21 protein-coding genes are annotated in these 19,319 nt (G+C 47.1%); 9 read left to right on the forward strand and 12 right to left on the reverse strand.

The window, feature by feature from the left end; translation table 11 throughout:
* Positions 1-380: 380 nt before the first annotated feature.
* Positions 381-554 carry a hypothetical protein gene (locus tag QUA02_RS29920; RefSeq protein WP_333033193.1) on the reverse strand — a complete coding sequence of 58 codons (174 nt, stop codon included), beginning with the start codon at positions 552-554 and terminating at the stop codon, positions 381-383.
* Positions 555-564: 10 nt separating this feature from the next.
* Here QUA02_RS29920 and QUA02_RS29925 point away from each other — a divergent pair, with 10 nt between their 5' ends.
* From QUA02_RS29925 to QUA02_RS29940, 4 genes are all read left to right on the forward strand, one after another.
* Complete coding sequence (locus QUA02_RS29925) at positions 565-1,062, forward strand: helix-turn-helix domain-containing protein (RefSeq protein ID WP_333033194.1); 498 nt, start codon at positions 565-567, stop codon at positions 1,060-1,062.
* A 157-nt stretch (positions 1,063-1,219) separates the two neighbouring features.
* Positions 1,220-1,531 carry a helix-turn-helix domain-containing protein gene (locus tag QUA02_RS29930; RefSeq protein WP_333033195.1) on the forward strand — a complete coding sequence of 104 codons (312 nt, stop codon included), beginning with the start codon at positions 1,220-1,222 and terminating at the stop codon, positions 1,529-1,531.
* A gap of 90 nt (positions 1,532-1,621) precedes the next feature.
* Positions 1,622-2,245, forward strand: coding sequence for a hypothetical protein (locus QUA02_RS29935; protein WP_333033196.1), 624 nt, complete (start codon positions 1,622-1,624; stop codon positions 2,243-2,245).
* Positions 2,246-2,343: 98 nt separating this feature from the next.
* A complete protein-coding gene (locus tag QUA02_RS29940) occupies positions 2,344-3,549 on the forward strand; it encodes a glycosyltransferase (protein WP_333033197.1) in 1,206 nt (401 codons plus the stop codon).
* A 261-nt stretch (positions 3,550-3,810) separates the two neighbouring features.
* Here QUA02_RS29940 and QUA02_RS29945 read toward each other — a convergent pair whose 3' ends face one another.
* From QUA02_RS29945 to QUA02_RS29955, 3 genes are all read right to left on the reverse strand, one after another.
* Complete coding sequence (locus QUA02_RS29945) at positions 3,811-4,719, reverse strand: AAA family ATPase (protein WP_333033198.1); 909 nt, start codon at positions 4,717-4,719, stop codon at positions 3,811-3,813.
* A gap of 163 nt (positions 4,720-4,882) precedes the next feature.
* Positions 4,883-6,103 carry a bifunctional riboflavin kinase/FAD synthetase gene (locus QUA02_RS29950; RefSeq protein ID WP_333033199.1) on the reverse strand — a complete coding sequence of 407 codons (1,221 nt, stop codon included), beginning with the start codon at positions 6,101-6,103 and terminating at the stop codon, positions 4,883-4,885.
* Between the two features lie 247 nt (positions 6,104-6,350).
* Positions 6,351-7,262, reverse strand: coding sequence for an MBL fold metallo-hydrolase (locus QUA02_RS29955; RefSeq protein ID WP_333033212.1), 912 nt, complete (start codon positions 7,260-7,262; stop codon positions 6,351-6,353).
* Between the two features lie 1,025 nt (positions 7,263-8,287).
* On the opposite strand from QUA02_RS29955, the gene QUA02_RS29960 reads away from it, so the two are divergent.
* Positions 8,288-9,205 (forward strand): hypothetical protein, encoded by a 918-nt coding sequence (locus QUA02_RS29960; RefSeq protein WP_333033200.1) that lies wholly within the window; start codon positions 8,288-8,290, stop codon positions 9,203-9,205.
* On the opposite strand, the gene QUA02_RS29965 is transcribed toward QUA02_RS29960, so the two are convergent.
* Positions 9,173-9,787, reverse strand: coding sequence for a hypothetical protein (locus tag QUA02_RS29965; protein WP_333033201.1), 615 nt, complete (start codon positions 9,785-9,787; stop codon positions 9,173-9,175). The two genes, QUA02_RS29960 and QUA02_RS29965, sit on opposite strands and share 33 nt — an antisense overlap.
* Before the next feature lie 169 nt (positions 9,788-9,956).
* Complete coding sequence (locus QUA02_RS29970; protein WP_333033202.1) at positions 9,957-10,091, reverse strand: hypothetical protein; 135 nt, start codon at positions 10,089-10,091, stop codon at positions 9,957-9,959.
* A 233-nt stretch (positions 10,092-10,324) separates the two neighbouring features.
* Between QUA02_RS29970 and QUA02_RS29975 the strand changes: the two genes are divergently transcribed.
* Complete coding sequence (locus QUA02_RS29975) at positions 10,325-11,230, forward strand: alpha/beta fold hydrolase (RefSeq protein ID WP_333033203.1); 906 nt, start codon at positions 10,325-10,327, stop codon at positions 11,228-11,230.
* A 108-nt stretch (positions 11,231-11,338) separates the two neighbouring features.
* Here QUA02_RS29975 and QUA02_RS29980 read toward each other — a convergent pair whose 3' ends face one another.
* Positions 11,339-11,863 (reverse strand): DUF4330 domain-containing protein, encoded by a 525-nt coding sequence (locus QUA02_RS29980; RefSeq protein ID WP_333033204.1) that lies wholly within the window; start codon positions 11,861-11,863, stop codon positions 11,339-11,341.
* A gap of 379 nt (positions 11,864-12,242) precedes the next feature.
* Here QUA02_RS29980 and QUA02_RS29985 point away from each other — a divergent pair, with 379 nt between their 5' ends.
* A complete protein-coding gene (locus QUA02_RS29985; RefSeq protein ID WP_333033213.1) occupies positions 12,243-13,094 on the forward strand; it encodes a M48 family metallopeptidase in 852 nt (283 codons plus the stop codon).
* Positions 13,095-13,271: 177 nt separating this feature from the next.
* Here the strand turns inward: QUA02_RS29985 and QUA02_RS29990 are convergent, their stop codons facing one another.
* The 5 genes from QUA02_RS29990 to rfbF all read right to left on the reverse strand — a co-directional run bounded on the left by QUA02_RS29990 (position 13,272) and on the right by rfbF (position 18,014).
* The gene (locus tag QUA02_RS29990; protein WP_333033205.1) at positions 13,272-14,042 is read right to left on the reverse strand and encodes a metallophosphoesterase family protein; all 771 of its coding nucleotides are present in this window, start codon (positions 14,040-14,042) and stop codon (positions 13,272-13,274) included.
* A gap of 207 nt (positions 14,043-14,249) precedes the next feature.
* Positions 14,250-14,996, reverse strand: a complete 747-nt coding sequence (locus QUA02_RS29995) for a DUF1995 family protein (protein WP_333033206.1) — start codon at positions 14,994-14,996, stop codon at positions 14,250-14,252.
* Between the two features lie 176 nt (positions 14,997-15,172).
* Positions 15,173-15,904, reverse strand: coding sequence for a cyclase family protein (locus tag QUA02_RS30000; protein WP_333033207.1), 732 nt, complete (start codon positions 15,902-15,904; stop codon positions 15,173-15,175).
* Positions 15,905-15,987: 83 nt separating this feature from the next.
* The gene (locus QUA02_RS30005; RefSeq protein ID WP_333033208.1) at positions 15,988-17,052 is read right to left on the reverse strand and encodes an acyl-CoA dehydrogenase family protein; all 1,065 of its coding nucleotides are present in this window, start codon (positions 17,050-17,052) and stop codon (positions 15,988-15,990) included.
* 185 nt (positions 17,053-17,237) lie between these two features.
* A complete protein-coding gene (gene rfbF / locus QUA02_RS30010) occupies positions 17,238-18,014 on the reverse strand; it encodes a glucose-1-phosphate cytidylyltransferase (protein ID WP_333033209.1) in 777 nt (258 codons plus the stop codon).
* Between the two features lie 300 nt (positions 18,015-18,314).
* On the opposite strand from rfbF, the gene QUA02_RS30015 reads away from it, so the two are divergent.
* Both QUA02_RS30015 and QUA02_RS30020 read left to right on the forward strand, forming a co-directional pair.
* On the forward strand, positions 18,315-18,854 hold the full coding sequence (locus QUA02_RS30015) for an RNase A-like domain-containing protein (RefSeq protein WP_333033210.1): 540 nt from the start codon (positions 18,315-18,317) through the stop codon (positions 18,852-18,854).
* Positions 18,851-19,150, forward strand: coding sequence for a contact-dependent growth inhibition system immunity protein (locus tag QUA02_RS30020; RefSeq protein WP_333033211.1), 300 nt, complete (start codon positions 18,851-18,853; stop codon positions 19,148-19,150). The genes QUA02_RS30015 and QUA02_RS30020 overlap by 4 nt, the downstream gene beginning before the upstream one ends.
* Positions 19,151-19,319 lie beyond the last annotated feature (169 nt).

Below are 19,319 nucleotides of genomic sequence, written 5' to 3' on the forward strand. Positions count from 1 at the left end.
CCTCATTCTCTCCCAGCGCGGTGGCTCTAGTTCTTCTTTTGCCACCGTTCTCATCTTTGGTTAGTCTAAACTACAGTCAATAGTATCGACCACAAAAAAGAGTTCGGGAGATTATAATCATCCGGCTCTTTTTTGCAGAGAAGGGCTTGACTTTTATCAAAATGACAGCTATTCTTTAGAAGACTGGAGAGTGAAAATTTTCCAAAGACTTCAACAAGTCTTTCAACTTACCCCGTAAGGGGATGGAAACACGCCTCTAGTATGGTGATTGAACAGTTGATTCAGTTTTCACCTCTTCCCCGCAAGGGGACTTTAATTGATCGACCTAATTGCTTCCCACACTTTTTTAAACGCGCGATCGCCCTTTCCCAATCCTCCATTCAGTCAAGGGCGATCGCCATTTTTTGTGTTTTATATTGATAAAAATTCCAAGTATTACGCAACCGACACAATGGAAGTGTCTGGGTAAATAAATAATTGCCGATCGCACTCCCCACTCCCATCCGCTCCCCGTCATCCCCCGATTTGTGGCATTCTATATCTGAAAACCTCACAAAACACCGCATGAAGGAGGGCAGCAAGTACCAGTCGCTCTTAGATTATCTGCGCGAAAATCGCCATCTCGACGAAGTGACCCTCAACTTCGCCGAAATAGAGGCATTGCTAAACGACGCACTTCCCCCTTCCGCACGCACTCAACAAGCTTGGTGGAGCAACCGCAAAAAGGGCGCTCTGCAAGCTACCGCTTGGATGGAGGCAGGATATCGGGTGGAAACAGTCGATTTCGACGCACAACGGGTAACATTTCGCAAGTTAATCCAGAAAATTCAGGTTCAGCAGGCGGGCGATCGGGTGCAGTGGAATGGCGAACTCATCAACGCATTGCGTCTCCACATGGGGTTGACACAAGCAGAATTTGCAGAACGGTTGGGGGTTGACCAGAGGACTGTAAGTAAATGGGAGAACGGACAGTCACCAGCTCGTTCCACGCTAAAACATCTGAATTTAGTCTCCGAAGTAGCTGGTTTCAGCTTTAGGGCAGAATCTAAAAACACAGATTAAGTTGTTGACATTTTACAATTTTAAGTTGTATATTGTTAGATTAAGGCTTAGCTAGGCGATTGTCAAGTGCGATCACGCCAAAAAACAAAGCCCCCAAAAACAAAAGCCAGCGCCGCAAATGTGGCACTGGCCGATTCAAAATTAAAAAATCACCTCTATGATACACCATTCTTTCACCCCTCGCCCGATTACGGATCGAGAAAAACGAATCATTCAGCTTTACGCTGACTGTCAACTGGCGATGACTCCGCAGCAATTCTACGCACAATGGGATGTCCCGCAAGAAGCTCTAGCTCTCATTTGCTGTCGATCGCTTTCTACTGTGCGTCGCTGGTTTACCAGGGGAGGCAGGCACCGCCATCCCCAACTGCACGACTTGCGTCACCTCGCCTTGATGAATTTTCTGTTAGAGCATTTTGAAGCGATTCCCCCAGAACTTCGGCAACAACTTTGCTTAGCCAATTCGTAATCTTGCATTTTTTCCCAGCCACCTGACCAAGTAGGTGGCTTTAATTTAGCCCGCTATAATTAAGCTGAAACATTTGTTGGGGATCTCGATATGCCTTTCAGTGCTTATAAAACGATCGCTGCCGTTCTCAAAGAATTTACAATCACTTATATTGAAGCAAATTTTATTGTTGAAACTGCATTTAATATTCCTGACTACTTTCGAGAAGATTTAGAAATTGTCAGGCAAGATAATGTCGTCAACAACTCAGAATACGCTATTTGTGAATACATCATTGTGCCGATTTTAAAAGAAGTTTGGAAGCAATATCGCAAAAACTTCATTTTGTGGAGCCACCAAGCCTTAAACTGCGATGCTAATCTTAACGGATTTCCTGAATATATTTTAGCTCAAAAATCTCCTTTAGGTAAATTGGTATTCGATCGACCTTATTTTGTAATTATAGAAGCCAAACAAGATGATTTTGAGGCTGGATGGGCGCAATGTTTAGCCGAAGCGATCGCAGCTCAACGGCTTAATGACAAACCCGAACAAGATGTATTCGGCATTGTTTCCAACGGCAAATTATGGCAGTTTGGCAAACTCAAAACTAATGTTTTTACTCTCAACCAAAAATCTTATTTAATAGACGATTTAGACAAACTTTTTGCTGCCATAAATTATGTATTTCAACAGTGCGAATTACTGAGCAATTCAGATAAGTTGCAGTCATGATTGACAACAATAAGCGCTCGTTTACAGAAAATCACTTGACTTCGATCGATTAAAGGCTAGACTGATCTAAGCTTTACCATAAAATTTTATCCCCGTTCATGAACATCGCTTATCTAGTCAACCAATATCCCAAAGTCAGCCACAGCTTTGTCCGCAGAGAAGTCCTAGCAGTCGAAAATTGCGGCATGAAAGTCGCACGTTTTTCGATCCGATCGTGCGAGTCAGAACTCGTTGATGAGGCCGACAAACTAGAGCAAGAATTGACTAAAGTAATCTTAGGAGTTGGTGTACAGGGGTTAGCATGGGCTTTGCTGCGCGTTGCCGCAACTAGACCGATTCGATTCATCGAAGCTGTGCGGTTAATGTTCAAAGTGGGCTGGCACTCGGAACGGGGGATTTTGCTGCATCTAGCTTATTTAGCAGAAGCTTGCATTCTTTTAAATTGGTTTGCAGAATCCGGTACAGCACACGTTCACGCTCACTTCGGGACAAATTCGACAACAGTCGCAATGCTGTGCCGCGTGCTTGGCGGCCCGACTTACAGTTTCACCGTTCACGGCCCTGAAGAATTCGATAAAGCGACACTTCTTTCCTTAGACGAAAAAATTAAACGATCGACCTTTGTAGCAGCAGTTAGTTCCTTCGGTAAAAGTCAGCTTTTTCGGTGGTGCGATCGCACTTTTTGGTCAAAAATTCACGTCATACACTGCGGAGTAGATGCTGCATTTTTAGCTGCACCCTATGTCCCCATACCCGCAGCACCCCGCTTAGCTTGCATTGGCCGGCTCAGCGAACAAAAAGGTCATTTGTTATTGCTAGAAGCTGCTAACTTGCTAGCAGTTCAAGGCTTAGAGTTTAAGTTGGTACTCGTAGGAGACGGGCCGCTGCGCTCGGATATTGAAAAGCAGATACTGCAACTCGGGCTGCAAAACCATATAGAAATTACCGGCTGGGCCAGCGGCGATCGAGTTCAGCAAGAGATTTTAGCTTCGCGGGCAATGGTATTGCCTAGTTTTGCTGAAGGTTTGCCCGTCGTAATTATGGAAGCCCTCGCTCTCAATCGGCCCGTAATTAGCACCTATGTTGCTGGCATCCCGGAGCTCGTAGAACCCGGTGTTTGCGGTTGGTTAGTTCCTCCCGGTTCCGCAGAAGCATTAGCCGTAGCGATGCGCGCGGTATTGGAAGCACCTTTAGAAAAGCTAGAAGAAATGGGCAAAGCCGGAGCCGAGAGAGTTGCTCAACAACACGATGCCACTTTAGAAGCTAAAAAATTAGTGGCGCTGTTTGAAAGTTCTATCGAGTGATTTAAAAAGGCAATTGAGGATACGGCAATGCCGTTTCCCTACCCAAAATATTTGATATAAAAAGGATACGGCAATGCCGTTTCCCTACCTCAAAAAAATCAATTTTTTTCCCTATAAAACAAGCAACTGAGGACACGGCAGTGCCGTTTCCCTACCCCAAAATAATCACGATATCCCCTAAAATGTCACCATCGCCCGATTAATTGTAGGGACACGGCATTGCCGTGTCCTGACTGTGGATAATATTAATCTCAATGCTTTTTAAGGAATAGGAACAGACCGCAACAATCGATCGACAATCGTCTTAGCCCTCCTTCCCCCCGCCGGAATCAACCGGTGAGAAAGTACGTGCGGCGCCAAATCCTTCACATCATCCGGGGTAGCAAAATCCCGCCCCGAAATAAATGCCAAAGCCTGGGACGCCCGGTGCAAAGCCACTGCACCCCGGGGACTCGCCCCCAGAGTAATCTCCTCATCCTCCCGCGTCGATCGCACCAAATCTACAATATACTGTTTCAAAGAGCCTTCCACCTTCACACCCGCGCACAAACGGCGCAATTCCTGCACTTCTTCCAAAGAAATACAAGGCTGCAAATCTTCAACAGCAAAACTATCAGAAAGCCGTTCCAACATTTGCAACTCTTCCAACGCAGCGGGATAGCCCAAAGTCAAAGACAAAGTAAACCGATCCATCTGCGCTTCCGGCAGCGGAAAAGTACCTTGATATTCGATCGGGTTCTGAGTCGCAATCACAAAAAACGGCGCCGGAACATTTCGAGAAACTCCATCTACTGTCACCTGCTTTTCTTCCATCACTTCCAGCAAAGCCGACTGAGTTCGCGGCGTCGCCCGATTAATTTCATCGGCAAGCAAAACATTAGCAAAAACTGGGCCGGGCAAAAACTCAAACTTCCCGCTGCTAGGATTCCAAATATTAGTACCGGTGATATCCGTCGGTAACAAATCGGGAGTGCACTGAATCCGCTGAAACTTGCCAGCGATCGATCGCGCCAAAGACTTCGCCAGCAGAGTTTTTCCCACACCCGGCACGTCTTCCAGCAGCGCGTGCCCGCCCGAAAGCACAGCTACCAGCACCAAGCGAATAGCATCCGCTTTGCCGACAATAGTCTTGCCTAGATTTTGTTTGAGCCGCTCAATATGTTCTCTCATATCCCTGATTTCTAATTGTTAATTGCTAGTTGTCGAAAAGATATCAAGATTGCCAAATCTTGAGTCTTTGCCTTGCGGACTTCCGATTTGTCCAACTAGAATTTAGTCTGACTCATCTTGCACCATTTTTAAAACCGATCGCCCGTTCTAGATCGCATAATTATTAGACTTTAGCAGCTAATATGCTTCTAGCAATATCGCAATCTGCCTGAATTTGAGTTTTGAGAGCATCCAGAGAAGCGAATTTTTGTTCGGGCCGCAAAAACTCTACCAAACTCGCGCTCAAGGTTTGACCGTACAAATCCCCAGACCAATCTAACAAATGAACTTCCACAGTGGGTTGCTGGCCGTCTACCGTCGGGCGGCAACCAACATTCATCACCCCATTGACAAAAGATAAATTTGATGCTGTGTCGGGGATTACAGATTTGGGGTTTTCCCGCTGATAGGAAGAACTTTCATCTTTCATCTTTTCCCATCCATGTTTTACCGAGACTCGCACCGCGTACACGCCAAAACGCGGCAAAAATTTTTCCGGCGGCAGTTCGATATTAGCAGTAGGAAATCCGATCGTCCTGCCCAGCCGCTGTCCCCCAACTACAGTCCCGACTAAACTGTAAGGTCGCCCCAGCAACTGATTCGCTCTCTTGAGGTCGCCGGATGCCAGACCTTCGCGGATTGCAGAACTGCTGATCCGATCGCCCTCACCGCAATTGTGCAGGGGTACAAGAGCAACATCAATACCGTAACCCGAGGCGATCGACTGCAAATCCACAGCCGTCCCAGCGCGTCCCCGTCCAAACCGAAAATCAACCCCCACACTAATTCGACTCGCTTGCAGTTGCCGCACCAGAATTTCCTCGACAAACTCAGAAGCAGTCAAAGCCGCCAGTTCTCGATCGAACGGCAGCAGCACTAATTGCTCGACGCCCATTGCTTCGAGCAATTCTACCTTTTCTGCCAGAGGGGTCAGCAGTTTTTTGGGTTGACCTGTAAAAAATTCTTGCGGGTGCGGATCGAATGTCACCACAGTGCCGTAAAGCCGATCGACCCCATCAGAATCGCGACCAGAGAGGCTGATGCGGGCCGAGTCCGTTGCCTGCCCGATCGAACCATCGAAATTATGGAGGCTGTCGGCTCGATCGGGCGGTGCTGCCGAGTCGTTGTCGCAGGTCGCCGGATGTTCGCTTTCCAAATTTTCATCTCTGCCAGCTACGAAGCGCAAGTTTTGCCCCGACGCAAAAACCGTCGCAGAATTTGGCCCAGGCGATCGATTTAAAATTGGCTGCACGACTTGTCGATGCCCTAGGTGCAAACCATCAAAGTTTCCCAAGGCAACAGAAGTTGGAGTCAGAGCAGCGGTACAAGAAGAAGTTACCCACACGCTTAAGATTTTGACATACTTAGCCAGATTGCGATCGCCAGTCGATTTTAGATTTTAGATTTTAGATTTTAGATTTTAGATTTGACTCCACTGATTAATCTGGGAGCTTGAACTTTAGTCTAAACTTTTTGGTTCTCCACGACTTAAGCCGGGGGGCTTGTGTCTGTCTTTGAGTGAGGTCAGGCCTAACTTAAATTTTAGATTTCCGACCTCAAGATTTCAGAACCATCTGGCAACCTCAAATCCATCACACAGACACTTTAGGGGCTTCCACCGACGCTTCAGACACATCGTTGTTATGAGGAGGTAGCAACTGTAACGACAAACCTTCCCGCGCCATCAAACTGTTCGGGAACCTTTGAGCCACTTGTTCTCCCACCTTGTCTAAAAACTCGTCATTGTGCAGCGGGTCGTGGTGAAAAATCACCAACTTTTTGACATTAGCAGCCTTTGCCACCTTCACCGCTTCCTGCCAAGTCGAATGTCCCCAGCCGACCTTGCTGGTCTTCTCCGCATAATACTCCTCATCCGTATAAGTAGCGTCGTAGATCAGTACCTCAGCATCCCGAGCCAAATACAGCACATTTTCGTCCAAACGATCGGGCAAATGTTCGGTATCAGTCACGTAAGCAGCCGAATACCCCCGCCAGTTCACGCGGTAGCCTACAGCTTCCCCCGGATGGTTCAACAAAGCAGTTTCCACCTTAATATCTCCAATTTCCAGCGGTTCGCCCACTTCTATATCGTTAAATTTCAGGTCTGCCCCCATAATTTGCAGGGGCACCGGAAAATTGGGGTGGAGCATCTGGTCGTTGAGCCGCTGCTGGATAGTAGCCTTATTAGGAGGAGGAGCAACAGCCCCATAGATGTGAAAACAATTGCCCTTAATAAAAGCTGGGACAAAAAATGGGAATCCTTGAATGTGATCCCAGTGAGAGTGAGTAAAAAATATATGAGCTTCTACGGGCATCTGCGACAGGAGAGTTTGTCCCAAAACCCGCAATCCAGTACCGCCATCGAAAATTAGGCGGCTGTCACCCACTCGCATTTCTATACAGGGCGTGTTGCCCCCGTAACGTACTGTTTCAGCCCCAGGAGAGGCTATGCTACCTCTAACGCCCCAGAAGTGAACCGTGAATTGATTTTGCATACTAGATATGGGTTTTCCTGCAAGATTGTTCCGGCGAGCCATCGGTAAGGTGTTTACATACTTGTAAGGGCTTTACCATCAAACCCAAGCTCTTTGACGGTCGAGTTCCCCACTTGTTGGAAGTGCCAAGAGTCTCGGTCATCGCGAGAATGCAAAACTGTTGGGTTTGACAACTGAGCAAGAAATTACAACCTAGACGTTGGAAGTCTCGATCGTAACTATTCTTTTCCTCTCTTCACTAGCCTAACCTCCGCAGACACACTTTGGGGCCGCAGTTCTGTCTGAGTCTGGTCAAAAGCCGCTGTTTTTCCAGCCTCCGCACTTGCCGAACTGGATCGCGCGGTGGGTTGTTTGCCTTGCTGCTTTACGGGTTTGAACCCGGATGATGGGCTTCCTGCTATCTAGTCCGGTCGATCGACCATAATATCCAGATGCCGGGGCGGGTTTACGCTGATATGTGGCTGATATTGCCGATCGGGCGCGACTCGCCCCTACCAAAATTACGGCTAATTTACCGGACTTGAGCTGCTTCCATTAATTCAAAAATCTTAGCAGTTTAGGAGTGATCCTGCTATTGATTATCAAACAATTCTGTCTCGATTCAAGCGCCGGCCGGGAGGCTGCTGTCCGTCCAGCCTCATCTGACACTCTTGGGGCCGCCTCCTGGCCGGGTCTGCGCGCCAAAGGCTAAATTTTCGACGCGCATTTCTTGGCGGACTTCTTGGCGCACTCAAAATCCCCCAAATTTCAGAAATTTAAAATTTTTCGGGTTTTTGCTCTTGAGGCCCAAGGACGATCGCCCTTGGGCCTCAAGAGTGATTCATAAATATTCGCTGTTAACCTGTAGTGCTTTTCTCAACAATCTTCAATTGCTATATTTTTGGTAATGATTTACCGGAATTCGGCGCAGTTGGGGTACTCGCCACGGGTTTGAATTTCAGTTATCATAAAGTATAATACTCTTGTGGATCTAGAATCTAAATCAGTGCTAAAAACGCCTGGATAACTTAAAGTTATTTCTCAAAAAACTCAGTATGAATCAAGTTAAAAAAAGTACAACCAAGCTGAATCGATCGCCAGTGAAAGTGTCCGATCGCACTTGGCAACTCGAATCGCTCCCCGATCGCGAATTGTCCTTAGAAATGACCGATGCCCGAAAAGAGAGAGAACTCAGTCGCGATCGCCCGCCGGGAAGCCCTGGGACTGCCGAAAAAATGCGCCGGAGGGTAGATGGCAAGAGCGATCGGGCACGATCGCCTGTGGTTTCTACCGCCTTGCTCAAGTGGCTGCTAGAGCGTTTGACTCGATCGAAGGGTTGGCTGGCAGTTGTCAGCCTGGCAGCAGTTTGGGCGTGGTGGAACAGTCAGTTACTGTTTTCCACAGGCCTGGGGATAGCAGCGATGATGGTGGTTTACCGAGGGCAGTCGCGGGACTGGCAATTGCTGCGATCGAATCTAGAGCAATTTTGGGATGGCCCGAACCGCCGCTTCGTTTTAGCGGTGGGCACCGGCGGCATGGCTACCTTGGGCGCTTACATGAGTTTGGCGATTTGGGCCGACTCAAGCAGCCACTGGACGGCTTTGAGCCTGATTTTGCAGAACTTTGGCACGATCGCGATTGCAGGGCTGTTGCTGCGGCAAGCGTTGAGTCTGGGGGCCTCAAAAGATGAAGCGACGCTCGATCGCATTCTGGCGGATTTGACTGATGCTGACCCCGTGAAGCGTTTGATTGCAGTGCGGCAAATGACCGATTTGGTGAATAAGGGTGAGTTTGGCCCTGTGAGTTCCGTCAAAAGTTTGATCGCCCGTTCCCGCGCTGCCGAGTGCTTTCGCCTGATGCTGAGTCGGGAACCCGAAGCTTTAGTCCGCAATGCCCTTCTTGAAGGTTTGGAGACTTGGGACGCTACTTATGGCCGGGCTTTAAAATCCAAAAATCAAGTTATCGACTACTAGCTGACCGTCAAAAGCGTAAAAAGTAATTCGATGAATATTCGGAGCTTTTACGCGCAGGGGAGCGCTAGGGGCGATCGGAGAATTAGACCCTGCCAGATTGGGCGTCGGCATTTCATCCTGAACAATTGGGTTCCCGTCGATGTCGCAAGCAGATAAAACAGTTCGCCGCGAACTGGTGACGAGTCCTGACACGCTGCGAACTGGATGCTTGAAAGTTACTTCTATCAGTCCGCTTTTTGGGGCCCCCATTAACACTGTTGCCCCAGAATCCGTGACAAATGCTGGGTTTGAAGGTTGGATGGCGACGGCATTGAAAAAAGTCATCCCCCAATGCGCAAACTGGTGTTGTACTACTTCAAAGCATTTTAAGTCTTCTAAAGCTAGGCGGACGATCGCTGGTACGGTGGCGCGCGATGGCACCTCTAACCCGGAGTCCGAGCGTTCTGGAATGGCGACTAAAGACTTTTTGCCGTTTAAATCCATGCTTCGACAGGCAGTATCAAATTCTGCAAACCCGTTGGATTGAAGACTTTTTGCGTCAACCATAAAACCCTCGCGATCCCGTTTCCTGAGCAGTTGCATTTTTAGTAGATCTCCCTGAGATGAGTTATTTCTTGTGTTTTGGAATTTATAACGGCGATGCCAGGGAAATTGCCTCTGGCTGCAATTACGAGCCGAAAACCGATCGCCCGCCCTCCAACAAAGACTTTCGACCTCAAAACCCACTGTTCCGCAAAATCTCGCGATTAATTTATTCGCGATCGTCGGCAAGCGTCGGCAAACCAGCCACCTGTCTGAAAGCCAGATATAATACTCCTGCTTTCCGAGCGCCTGCTTTGCGGGTTGGCGAACAGACTCTATCGTGTTGAGGGGTCTTACCCATCATTTTGCTATTATCTCCGATCGGCGGTAGTTTGCAAGGGTGAGGATAACTACACAGCCGATCGGCCCAAATCGCAAAACTTACTTGCTGTCCGTAGTTTCCCGCTTCACCTGTACTAAAATAGATTTAAATCATTACTCAATCTTTACAAAAGCTGCCCCAGCTTCGCAATTTTTTTATACAGAGACGGGGCGGCAGAGAAAAATCTAAAATATAACAGCGATTGAGGTTTATTTATGCTTGTGCCCCTCGGCTTCGGTCAGCGATCGATAGTTACTTCTCTCGGCAGAATGGTTTACTACACTGCTGAAAAAATGCCTTGGATCGGGTTGCCGACCTCAACTTCGGAAAATAAACCGAATTTGGTATTTTTTCACGGTTTTGGGGGCGGGTCGAGTGCCTACGAATGGTCGAAAGTTTATCCGGCTTTTGCGGCAGAATATCGAATTTTAGCACCTGATTTAATCGGTTGGGGGCGATCGGAACATCCGCCGAGAAATTATCAGGTTGAAGATTATATCACAACTTTGATTGAATTTATCGAAAAAACCTGCGACAGTCCGACAGATGCGATCGCTTCTTCGCTGACCGGGGCGATCGCGATTCGAGCTGCGATCGCCCGTCCCGATCTTTTCAAATCCCTAATTTTGACAATACCCAGCGGTTTGTCGGACTTCGGACAAGATTACGGCAGCAGTTTCTTCGCTAAGCTAGTCAACACGCCGATTTTAGACCGACTGCTCTACATTACCGGAATCGCCACAGAAGGCGGCATCCGCAGCTTCCTAGAACAGCGCCAATTTGCCGATTCGGGCCGCGTTTATCAAGAAATTGTAGACGCTTACCTCGAATCCGCCTTAGAACCAAATGCAGAATATGCCGCCCTGTCTTTTGTGCGGGGAGATTTGTGCTTTGATTTGTCGCTGTACATCACTCAGTTAACAACGCCGACAGCGATTATTTGGGGAGAAAAATCGCAGTTTACCGGCCCCGATATCGGCCAGCGGTTGGCCAACCTCAACCCCGAAGCAATCAAAGTTTTTCAATCTCTGGAAAACGTAGGTTTGACTCCGCAGTTAGAACTTCCGGCTGTCACTATTGGCTTAATTCGGCAATACTTAAAAGTGCTTTCGGAAGGGTGAAGAAGGAAGAAGGAAGAAGGAAGAAGGAATATGAATTCCCTCTTCCCCCTTCCCCATTAGCAATGACTAATGACTACTGACTACTGACTAATGACTACTGACTAATGACTATTCTTTGACTCGCACGTCGATGACGCTGGCGTTGAAAATGTACTTTTGGCCTTCAAGCTCTAGCGTAGTGCCAATTTTGACTTTCGTATTCCCTAAAACCGGGCCATTTTCCGTAAGTTGACCTTTTCCCTCTAAGGTAAACATCATATTTTTGCTGAAGGATTCTTCTTCTCTGGGATCGGGGAGAGCTTTCAGAGTACCGTTGGGCTGAGGAACTGCTAGGGTTCTGGTGATAGTTTTGACAGATTTGATGGTAATCTGACCGGAGGGTTGATTGCGGATCACCACATTGATTTTATCACCTGCTTTGAACAAATCTTGAACGTTTGTCCCTTTGAGACCGATCGCAATTGCATCGAGCTCTACAGATTTGACACTGCTGCCGACTTGGGCGACGGAACCGCCAGAAGTGCCGGGGAAGAAAAAGATTCCGACTGCAACTAACAGTACGATTAGAGCTGCACCTACGTCTAAGATGCTGAGTTTGCCGAACAGCCGGCCTTGAGAATCCAAAATTTTCATAAATCGCTTAGTTAACTGACAGCGACAGGAGTATGTTTGCAAGCTCAAGACTTACGCAGAACCGATCGAACACAGATGCGGAGATTGCGCCGCTAGCGCGAACAATGACATAGGTTATTGATGCGTAAGTCCTGAAGCTAAAAGATATTACCACAATGGCTGCCGAAAATCCGCATGACTTGGGCACTTAAGACAGAAGGGAGAAGGTAGTTGACGGCGGTTGGTTGGCCTGCGGGCCGATCGCCCGGAGGCTGGCGGCGCGGTTAAAAATTGGCAAAAAGCTAGAATAGCAACTAAGCAGCGTCAAATTGCGTCTGCCTATTTAGTGACTTTTCGAGTTTTTCTTAAAATTTTACGTAACTTCTGCCACGTATCAATCATGTTAAAAAGTTTTTGGTTGACTTGCCGGCGTACCTGCGGCCGGGGGATTTATCTGTTTCTGTCGCTGATTGTGGCTGCGGGTATCTCGGTGATTTCCCCGAAACCGACTCAAGCATTTTCTTTGCCTGAACTGATTTTTCGAGGCATTCAAGTTATCCAATTGTCGAATATGTCCGATAGCCAAGAGGTGACAATTGGCCGACAAATTAATCAGCAGTTGGCGAACAGCGAGTTTAAAATTGACCGCGATCGCGCCACTACACTATATATCAACCGCATCGGTCAGCGACTGGCCGAGGAAAGCACTCGCCCGAATATTCCTTATACTTTTCAAGTAATTGATGACGACAATATTAATGCTTTTGCGACAATGGGCGGTTTTGTTTATGTGAATAAAGGTTTGATGGCGGCGGCGGACAATGAGGCAGAATTGGCAAGTGTGATCGCCCACGAAATCGCTCACATTAGTGCTCGCCACGCGATTCAACAAATGCGTCAAATGGCGATCGCTTCTGGTGTAGCTTCGGCGACTGGACTCGATCGATCTCAGGCGGTTCAGATTGGGGTGGAACTGGCTTTGCGGCGCCCCCACAGCCGCCAAGCTGAGTATGAAGCGGATCAGTTGGGATTGCAAATTATGGGGCGAGCGGGCTACGCTCAATCTGGGATGGTTGATTTTATGAAAAAGTTGCTCAACAAGCCTTCTCCTCCGAGCATTTTGAGCACTCACCCGGCTACTGCCGATCGCATTGCTGCTATGAGGCAGGCGATCGACCCGGATCTCGCTAGCGGTGAAGGTTTGAATAATGAGGATTACAGGTTAGAAATCCGCAGGCTTTTGGGTTCGTAGAAAAAGGTCATACAATTTTAGATTTTAGATTGGGGATGACTGATATTACTTCGTCATCTTTGCGTCTTCGCGGTTCGTTAAAAAATCAATCTAGTTCGTAGGGTGCGTCAGCTATCGGGTCAATTTGGATTTAATTGATCCAACTTAAACTGACGCACCCTACAACTAAAACTTGATTTAACGCTGCTGTTGAACAACAGGGTTCATCTCAGGTTTCGGGAGTCCAATCTGCTGCTGCTTCAATTGTCTGACAACTTCGTCAAAGGGTAAAATTCGGACTTGATTGTTAAATACATTTACTTGATAAACTCTGCGGTAGCTGAGGTCAAATCCTGTCAGCCAGCCGCTTTTGGGATGATAAGCACCCGTGTCAATATCCAACCACCCTTGGCCCCTGACTAATTCGCCGGGCCTCACGCCCTCAAAGGTAAAAGTGATCGTGTGACCGGTGATAATTAATTTATTGGCAAAATACGGTTTCGACATGGTGTGAAATTCCTTGCGAATCCAGCAGAGTTGTTCGATCGACTGTTCATCGATCGGCATTGTGGGATGCACGCCCGCGTGGACTAACCAGATGTCCCCTAAGTCCAGGTGCGTGGGGAGCGATCGCAGCCAATCTAAGTGTTTGTACGGCATCATCCCTGTATCTCTGTAGCTCGCTACTGTCGCATCGCCGCCGCTGTACAGCCAAGATTGCCACGCCCGCATATCCATCGGTACCCCCGACAAAGCCTCCAGCATCAGTTGTTCGTGGTTGCCCAGCAGAGTTTGGTAGGGGCTGTGCTGCACAAAATCTAATACCTGAGCGCTTTTGGGGCCGCGATCGATTAAATCTCCCAAAAAATAGACGCGATCGTCCAAGCTGGGGGCAAGTGCCTCTAGCAGCAGCATTAATCCGTCGTAATGCCCGTGTACGTCCCCGATAACAATGCGTCGGTGCTCCACTGTGTTTATCCGCTTCCCTGACTCAAAACCCCAATTACTAGCTTAGATCATCTGATTTTGCTGCTATTTCCTCCTTTGTTTTGCGGAGGAGGGGTGTCACCCATTATACTGCTTTATATAAAAATTCAGTAAAGCTCGCCAGTATCTGTTTCCGTAGCTACTGATAGCAAAACTGGCAAGCTGTTAATTGTGCTTCTGCAACTCCTGTTACTGAGTCAAAGCTTTGAGGAATGTCTGGAGCTCTGCCAGAAAACCTTTCTTTTTTAGCGGTTTTGCAGGTGCGGTGGAGTCGGGATCGGCGCTTGGGAGAGAAGCGGCTAAAATCCGCTCTAAATCATCTCCAACTGGTTTTTGGGCAGTTTCAGAAATTAGTTCGTATTTGTCGTTTGTTTCCAGCCACACTTGCCAGGATTGGGGGTAGCAGCGGAATAAAGCCGCAGTGTCTAGGGGTCTGATGTAGTAGCAGGATTCGATTTTGCTGAGGAATCGATCGCGCAGTTGGCGGCCCGCATAGCCTATACCTATGGTGGCAACATCTTCGAGGCGCGGGTTGAGTAGAATTACTGGACGACCCGCCGCAGCTATGTAAAGTTTTTCGACTTGGGCCACTTCTACGGCTGCTGGATTGATCAGGAGGAACAGTTGATCTTCCGGTGCTATTTTGTCTTCAACAGGGGTGCGACTGCTGCCCAAATCAGTGACTTTAAACGGTGTTTCTCCCCAGTCGCGGCGCGCGAGGGCGGCCGCACCGGTGTCGGGAAAAAAGACTTTGACTCCGGGGTAGATTTCCTCAAATTCTGGGAGGAATTGTTGGGTAATAGACTGTGCTTGCAGGGCGATTTCTGGAAATATTAATTCGACTTGCAGTAGAGTTTTGCCATCCGAGAGGGCGGCGGCGGTTGCAATGCGGGATTGGGCGATCGCCTCGTTGAGATCCTTGGGCAGTTCTGTCATTAATCTTATTGTTTTTACTCGACTTCTCTCAATCCAATTTTACCTGAGATATTGCACCATTCTCAATTACCTGTTTAGGAACAGGCAAGATGCCCGTTCCACAAGAAAATTCACTCTTTGTGGAACAGGCATCTTGCCCGTTCTTGAGAATGGTACAAGATGTAAGTTTTACCGCATCAAGCAACAAAAGCTAACACCGATACGGGCGAGCCGGAACCTCCCAAAAGACGCAATATTCCGATAACTAAAGTGATGTCAGCCGCAGGTAACAAGTCGAGATTGGCAAGATTTTCCAGCACTATTCGCTGCTTTTCCAATATTAGTTTGTTAACTGCAAAGCTTTCATCTCGCCCGGTATCCACTCCGTGAGTGTCGGTTCCAATTCCGGCTATCGAGCGTTCTTCTAGCAAAAATTGAGTTGCTGCTTTGCCAAATCCGGGAAAGTGGCAAATTCCGCGATCGTCACGATTAAAAAATGCTCGCTCCTCATCCCATTTTTCGTGCCAGCCAGTATACAATAAAACTAGATTTCCCGGTTCTATAAGTTTATGCTGCCGTTCCCAAGTCAATACATCATCAATTGTTAAAGTGTAGTCGGGATTGGCAAAACTTTGATCGCGGATGTCGATCGCAATTGCGGGGGAAACTAGCGACTGCGGCGAATAACTATCAATGCTGGCGCCTCCTGCATAAAAGCTGTTGGGTGCGTTGATGTGAGTGCCGCTGTGTTCTCCCATAGAAAATTTTCGCAGGAAATAGCCGTTTTTTTCTATTTGAGATACGGTTTCAAATTCTGTCGCTGGATCGCCCGGCCAGATGGGAATATTTGGGTGAATTGAATGGGTTAAGTCTATAATGTGGCTGTAGGCGATCGTTTTTAGATTGTTTGAGTTGAAGTTGTCTGTCATCAGGTAAAATATATCTATTATTTATTAAAGACAGTTGATTTTTTGACTTCTGCGATTTCAATCTAAAATCTAAAATCTAAAATCTAAAATTCGATTAGTCGATCGAGCGTTGCTTCCATCACATCCTTTGTTTGCCCGGAAACAGTATACACCAAAGCTTCTCGATAAACTCTCCCGGCCGGGTGCAGCGTACCGTTAGCAGCACCGCTAGAAACTGCAACCGCAGCGTGCCCGCAACGCACTGCTAAATCAATGGCTTGAGCTCGCAGTGCTAATTGTTCTGCTTTCGAGCAGTGTTGAGATTGTGCGAAATTCTGTTTTAGCCGATCGAGCTTTTGCTCTAGTTTTTGGCAAGCCGCCGCTATAAAAAGTGAATTTTTAGCAGCCGCCGCTGCTGCAATTACATCCAATCCCGCTCGAATACAGCCAAAAGTACCCGGAACAGAATTCAGTATATTTTTGCTGTCGTTTTCCGAAATCCAGCCGACAGGTTTAACCGAAATTATTTCTGATTCATGCAGCCACCAATTATCCAGAGTTGCTGTCACAGTATTAGTCGAGTTCATGGCGATTAATTGCATAATTTCGCTGAATGTTATTTTACCATATTCGCGTTCAATATTGACAAAAGGTAGCAAACCGAAAACAGCGCGATCGTCGGGAAGTACCGCTGCTACAATAAACTTTTGAAACAAGCTAAAACCTGTTATCCAAGGAACTTTTCCTGACAATAAATAGCCCTCTTTTGCGGGAGTGGCGGTGACGGCAGGATTGCCCGATCGCCTTAAATGCGAAAACCCAATACCCAAGCGTAACTCTTTTTGGGCGATCGCCCGCAAGTATCTGCTTTTTAGCATTTCATTGTCGCTGTTGGCAAGCATGGAAGTTGCGCTGTGGTGCTGAGTTTGCAGGAAAGACAAAGCGCCGGAATATCGAGCCGTCAATTCCTGATATTGGTAAAAAATCTCCGGTGAAATTTCGGCGCCGCCCCATTTTTGGGGAACTCGCAATGCTAAGAGCGATCGATCTTCCAATCCCGCAACTGCTATTTTCAGCGCTTCCGAGTCGCTGTCGATAATTTCCGCGCGGGGTGCAACGCACTCTTGCAGGTAAGTTTCCGTGCTGTTGATAATATCTTGAAAATCCATTTTTTATAATTATTTTATAGCAGAGGTAGGGACACGGCACTGCCGTGTCCCTACTTATTTCCTCACATTGTGCACCCTTATCAAGAACAGGCAAGATGCCTGTTCCACAACAAATAAATTCTATCTATTGTGGAACGGGCATCTTGCCCGTTCATAAAAGGCTTGTTGAGAATGCAACAATTAACTTATTCCCACACTTTCCAAGGAGCCTTCCCTTCCTCCCAAAGTTCGTTTAAATACTTGTATTCTCGATAAGTATCCATCGCAAAAAAGAAGCCATCGTGACGGTAAGCCATCAACTGTCCCTCTGCTGCCAAACGCTGCATCGGCTCCTGTTCTAAAATACAATCATCTCCCCCCAAATACTCAAACACCCGGCGGTTAAATACCATATATCCAACACTTATCCAGCCGTCGATTTGAGGTTTCTCAGTAAATTGTACTACGCGGCTATCGCTGTCTACATCCAAAATCCCAAAGCGAGAAATCGGACGGAATGTGGTGACAGTTGCCAGCTTACCGTGAGACTTGTGGAAATCCACAAGTGCCTCAATATCGACATCAGCTACTCCATCGCCGTATGTCACCATGAAATTCTCGCGATCGATATATTTTTCGATCCGTTTTACCCGCCCTCCCGTCAGGCTTGCCGCGCCAGTTTCAGCCAGGGTCACATTAAAATCTTGTTCGCGATGTTCCTCGTGATAAGTAATGTTATTTTTGCGTCCCAGACAGATAGTAAAGTCATTATTCATGGCTTCATAATTGAGGAAATATTCTTTAATCATGTTGCCGCGATAGCCCAAGCACACAATAAAGTTTTGGAAGCCGTAGTGGGCATAAGTTTTCATGATGTGCCAAAGAATCGGATGCCCGCCAACATCAACTAAAGGTTTGGGGCGAAATTCTGTTTCTTCTCTGAGACGAGTACCGAGACCGCCGGCTAGGATAACTACTTGCATTTTTTCAAATTTTTAAAGATAATCAATTAATGTATCATCAATCATTAGTCATTTGTTCAAAGAATTATTAATTTTTTCTCATAGTGAGTGAACCTTTGTAAACCGCAGAAATCACGAATTATGATAAATAATCGTAGGTGTGCAGTGCGCACCGTGTATTTATGAATAATCTTAGGGTATGCACGGCGCACCGTATATTTAAATGCCGCGCGTAACTTATAACTTACTAATAGTAGATTAGGAAATAGACAAAAAAATAGCAAACACATATACTAAATATAAGAAAAAGATTCAACAGCAATGAAAAATCAACTCGATCGCCTAAAACAGTTTTTAAGTATCCTGTGCGCGATCGCCTCAATAATTATATTATTCCAATCGGCAATACCGGGTGTTTACGCCACGGTTGTTGCACCGGAAATCTCAACCATACCACAAACCACCGTAGCTTTTGTACCCAACATACCGGGCGGCGGATTAGACTTTCACGAAGCAGCAGGAGGACACACTTTAGAGAGACACGTTGGCAAAACAGAAGCACAACTAGCACAGCGACTCGCAAGCGAAACGAGAATTTCTGCCGCATCTTCTTTTACTGACCGTTCCGTCGCCGAAGCGGCTATTGGGGAAGCAATGAACAGAAATCAAAATGCGATCGACTCCTGGGTGAAAAGTCGAGACAATCGTTATACGATCGACTACAACGCCAACAGAATAATTGGCATTACTCTGCGTCGCCGCGCATCCAAAACAACTTCAGCATCTCGCCTGAAAATTGTCCTCCAGCGCAGCGCCAAATTACCTCCCGGATACTTTATTCTCACAGCCTATCCCGAATGATAAATCAATTTCCTCATTTAACCCAATTTTTCAGTTCCTACTTTCACCAAGACTGGCCGCTAGAAGCTGAAACTCCGAGTGATGTAGTTGAAGATTACCGCAATAGCGAACCTCCCGAAAGTATTGAAGCTGCATCGCAAGAACTCGGCAAACTGCTAAAAATGCCGACCGCCCCTGCCGATTTAGAAGCATTCATCCTGGATGAATTAGGGTGTTACTACGACCCAAAATCCGAAAATCAAACAGTCAGAGAGTGGTTGGAAGCCGTGCAAAAATCTTTGAATAATCCCAGCTAAATTCTATATATTTGTAAGAACACGGCTATATATTTGTAAGGACACGGCACTGCCGTGTCCCTACAATTAATCGCGGTAGGGACACGGCACTGCGGGAGCATGTCACTTTTGCGATAAGTATTTATACTTGTGCAGTTTTTCGAGGTCTACCAATTAAGCCATTTAAGTA

The sequence above is a fragment of the Microcoleus pseudofavosus SVA1_A4 genome, assembly GCF_036700565.1.
Classification (GTDB): Bacteria; Cyanobacteriota; Cyanobacteriia; order Cyanobacteriales; family Microcoleaceae; genus Microcoleus.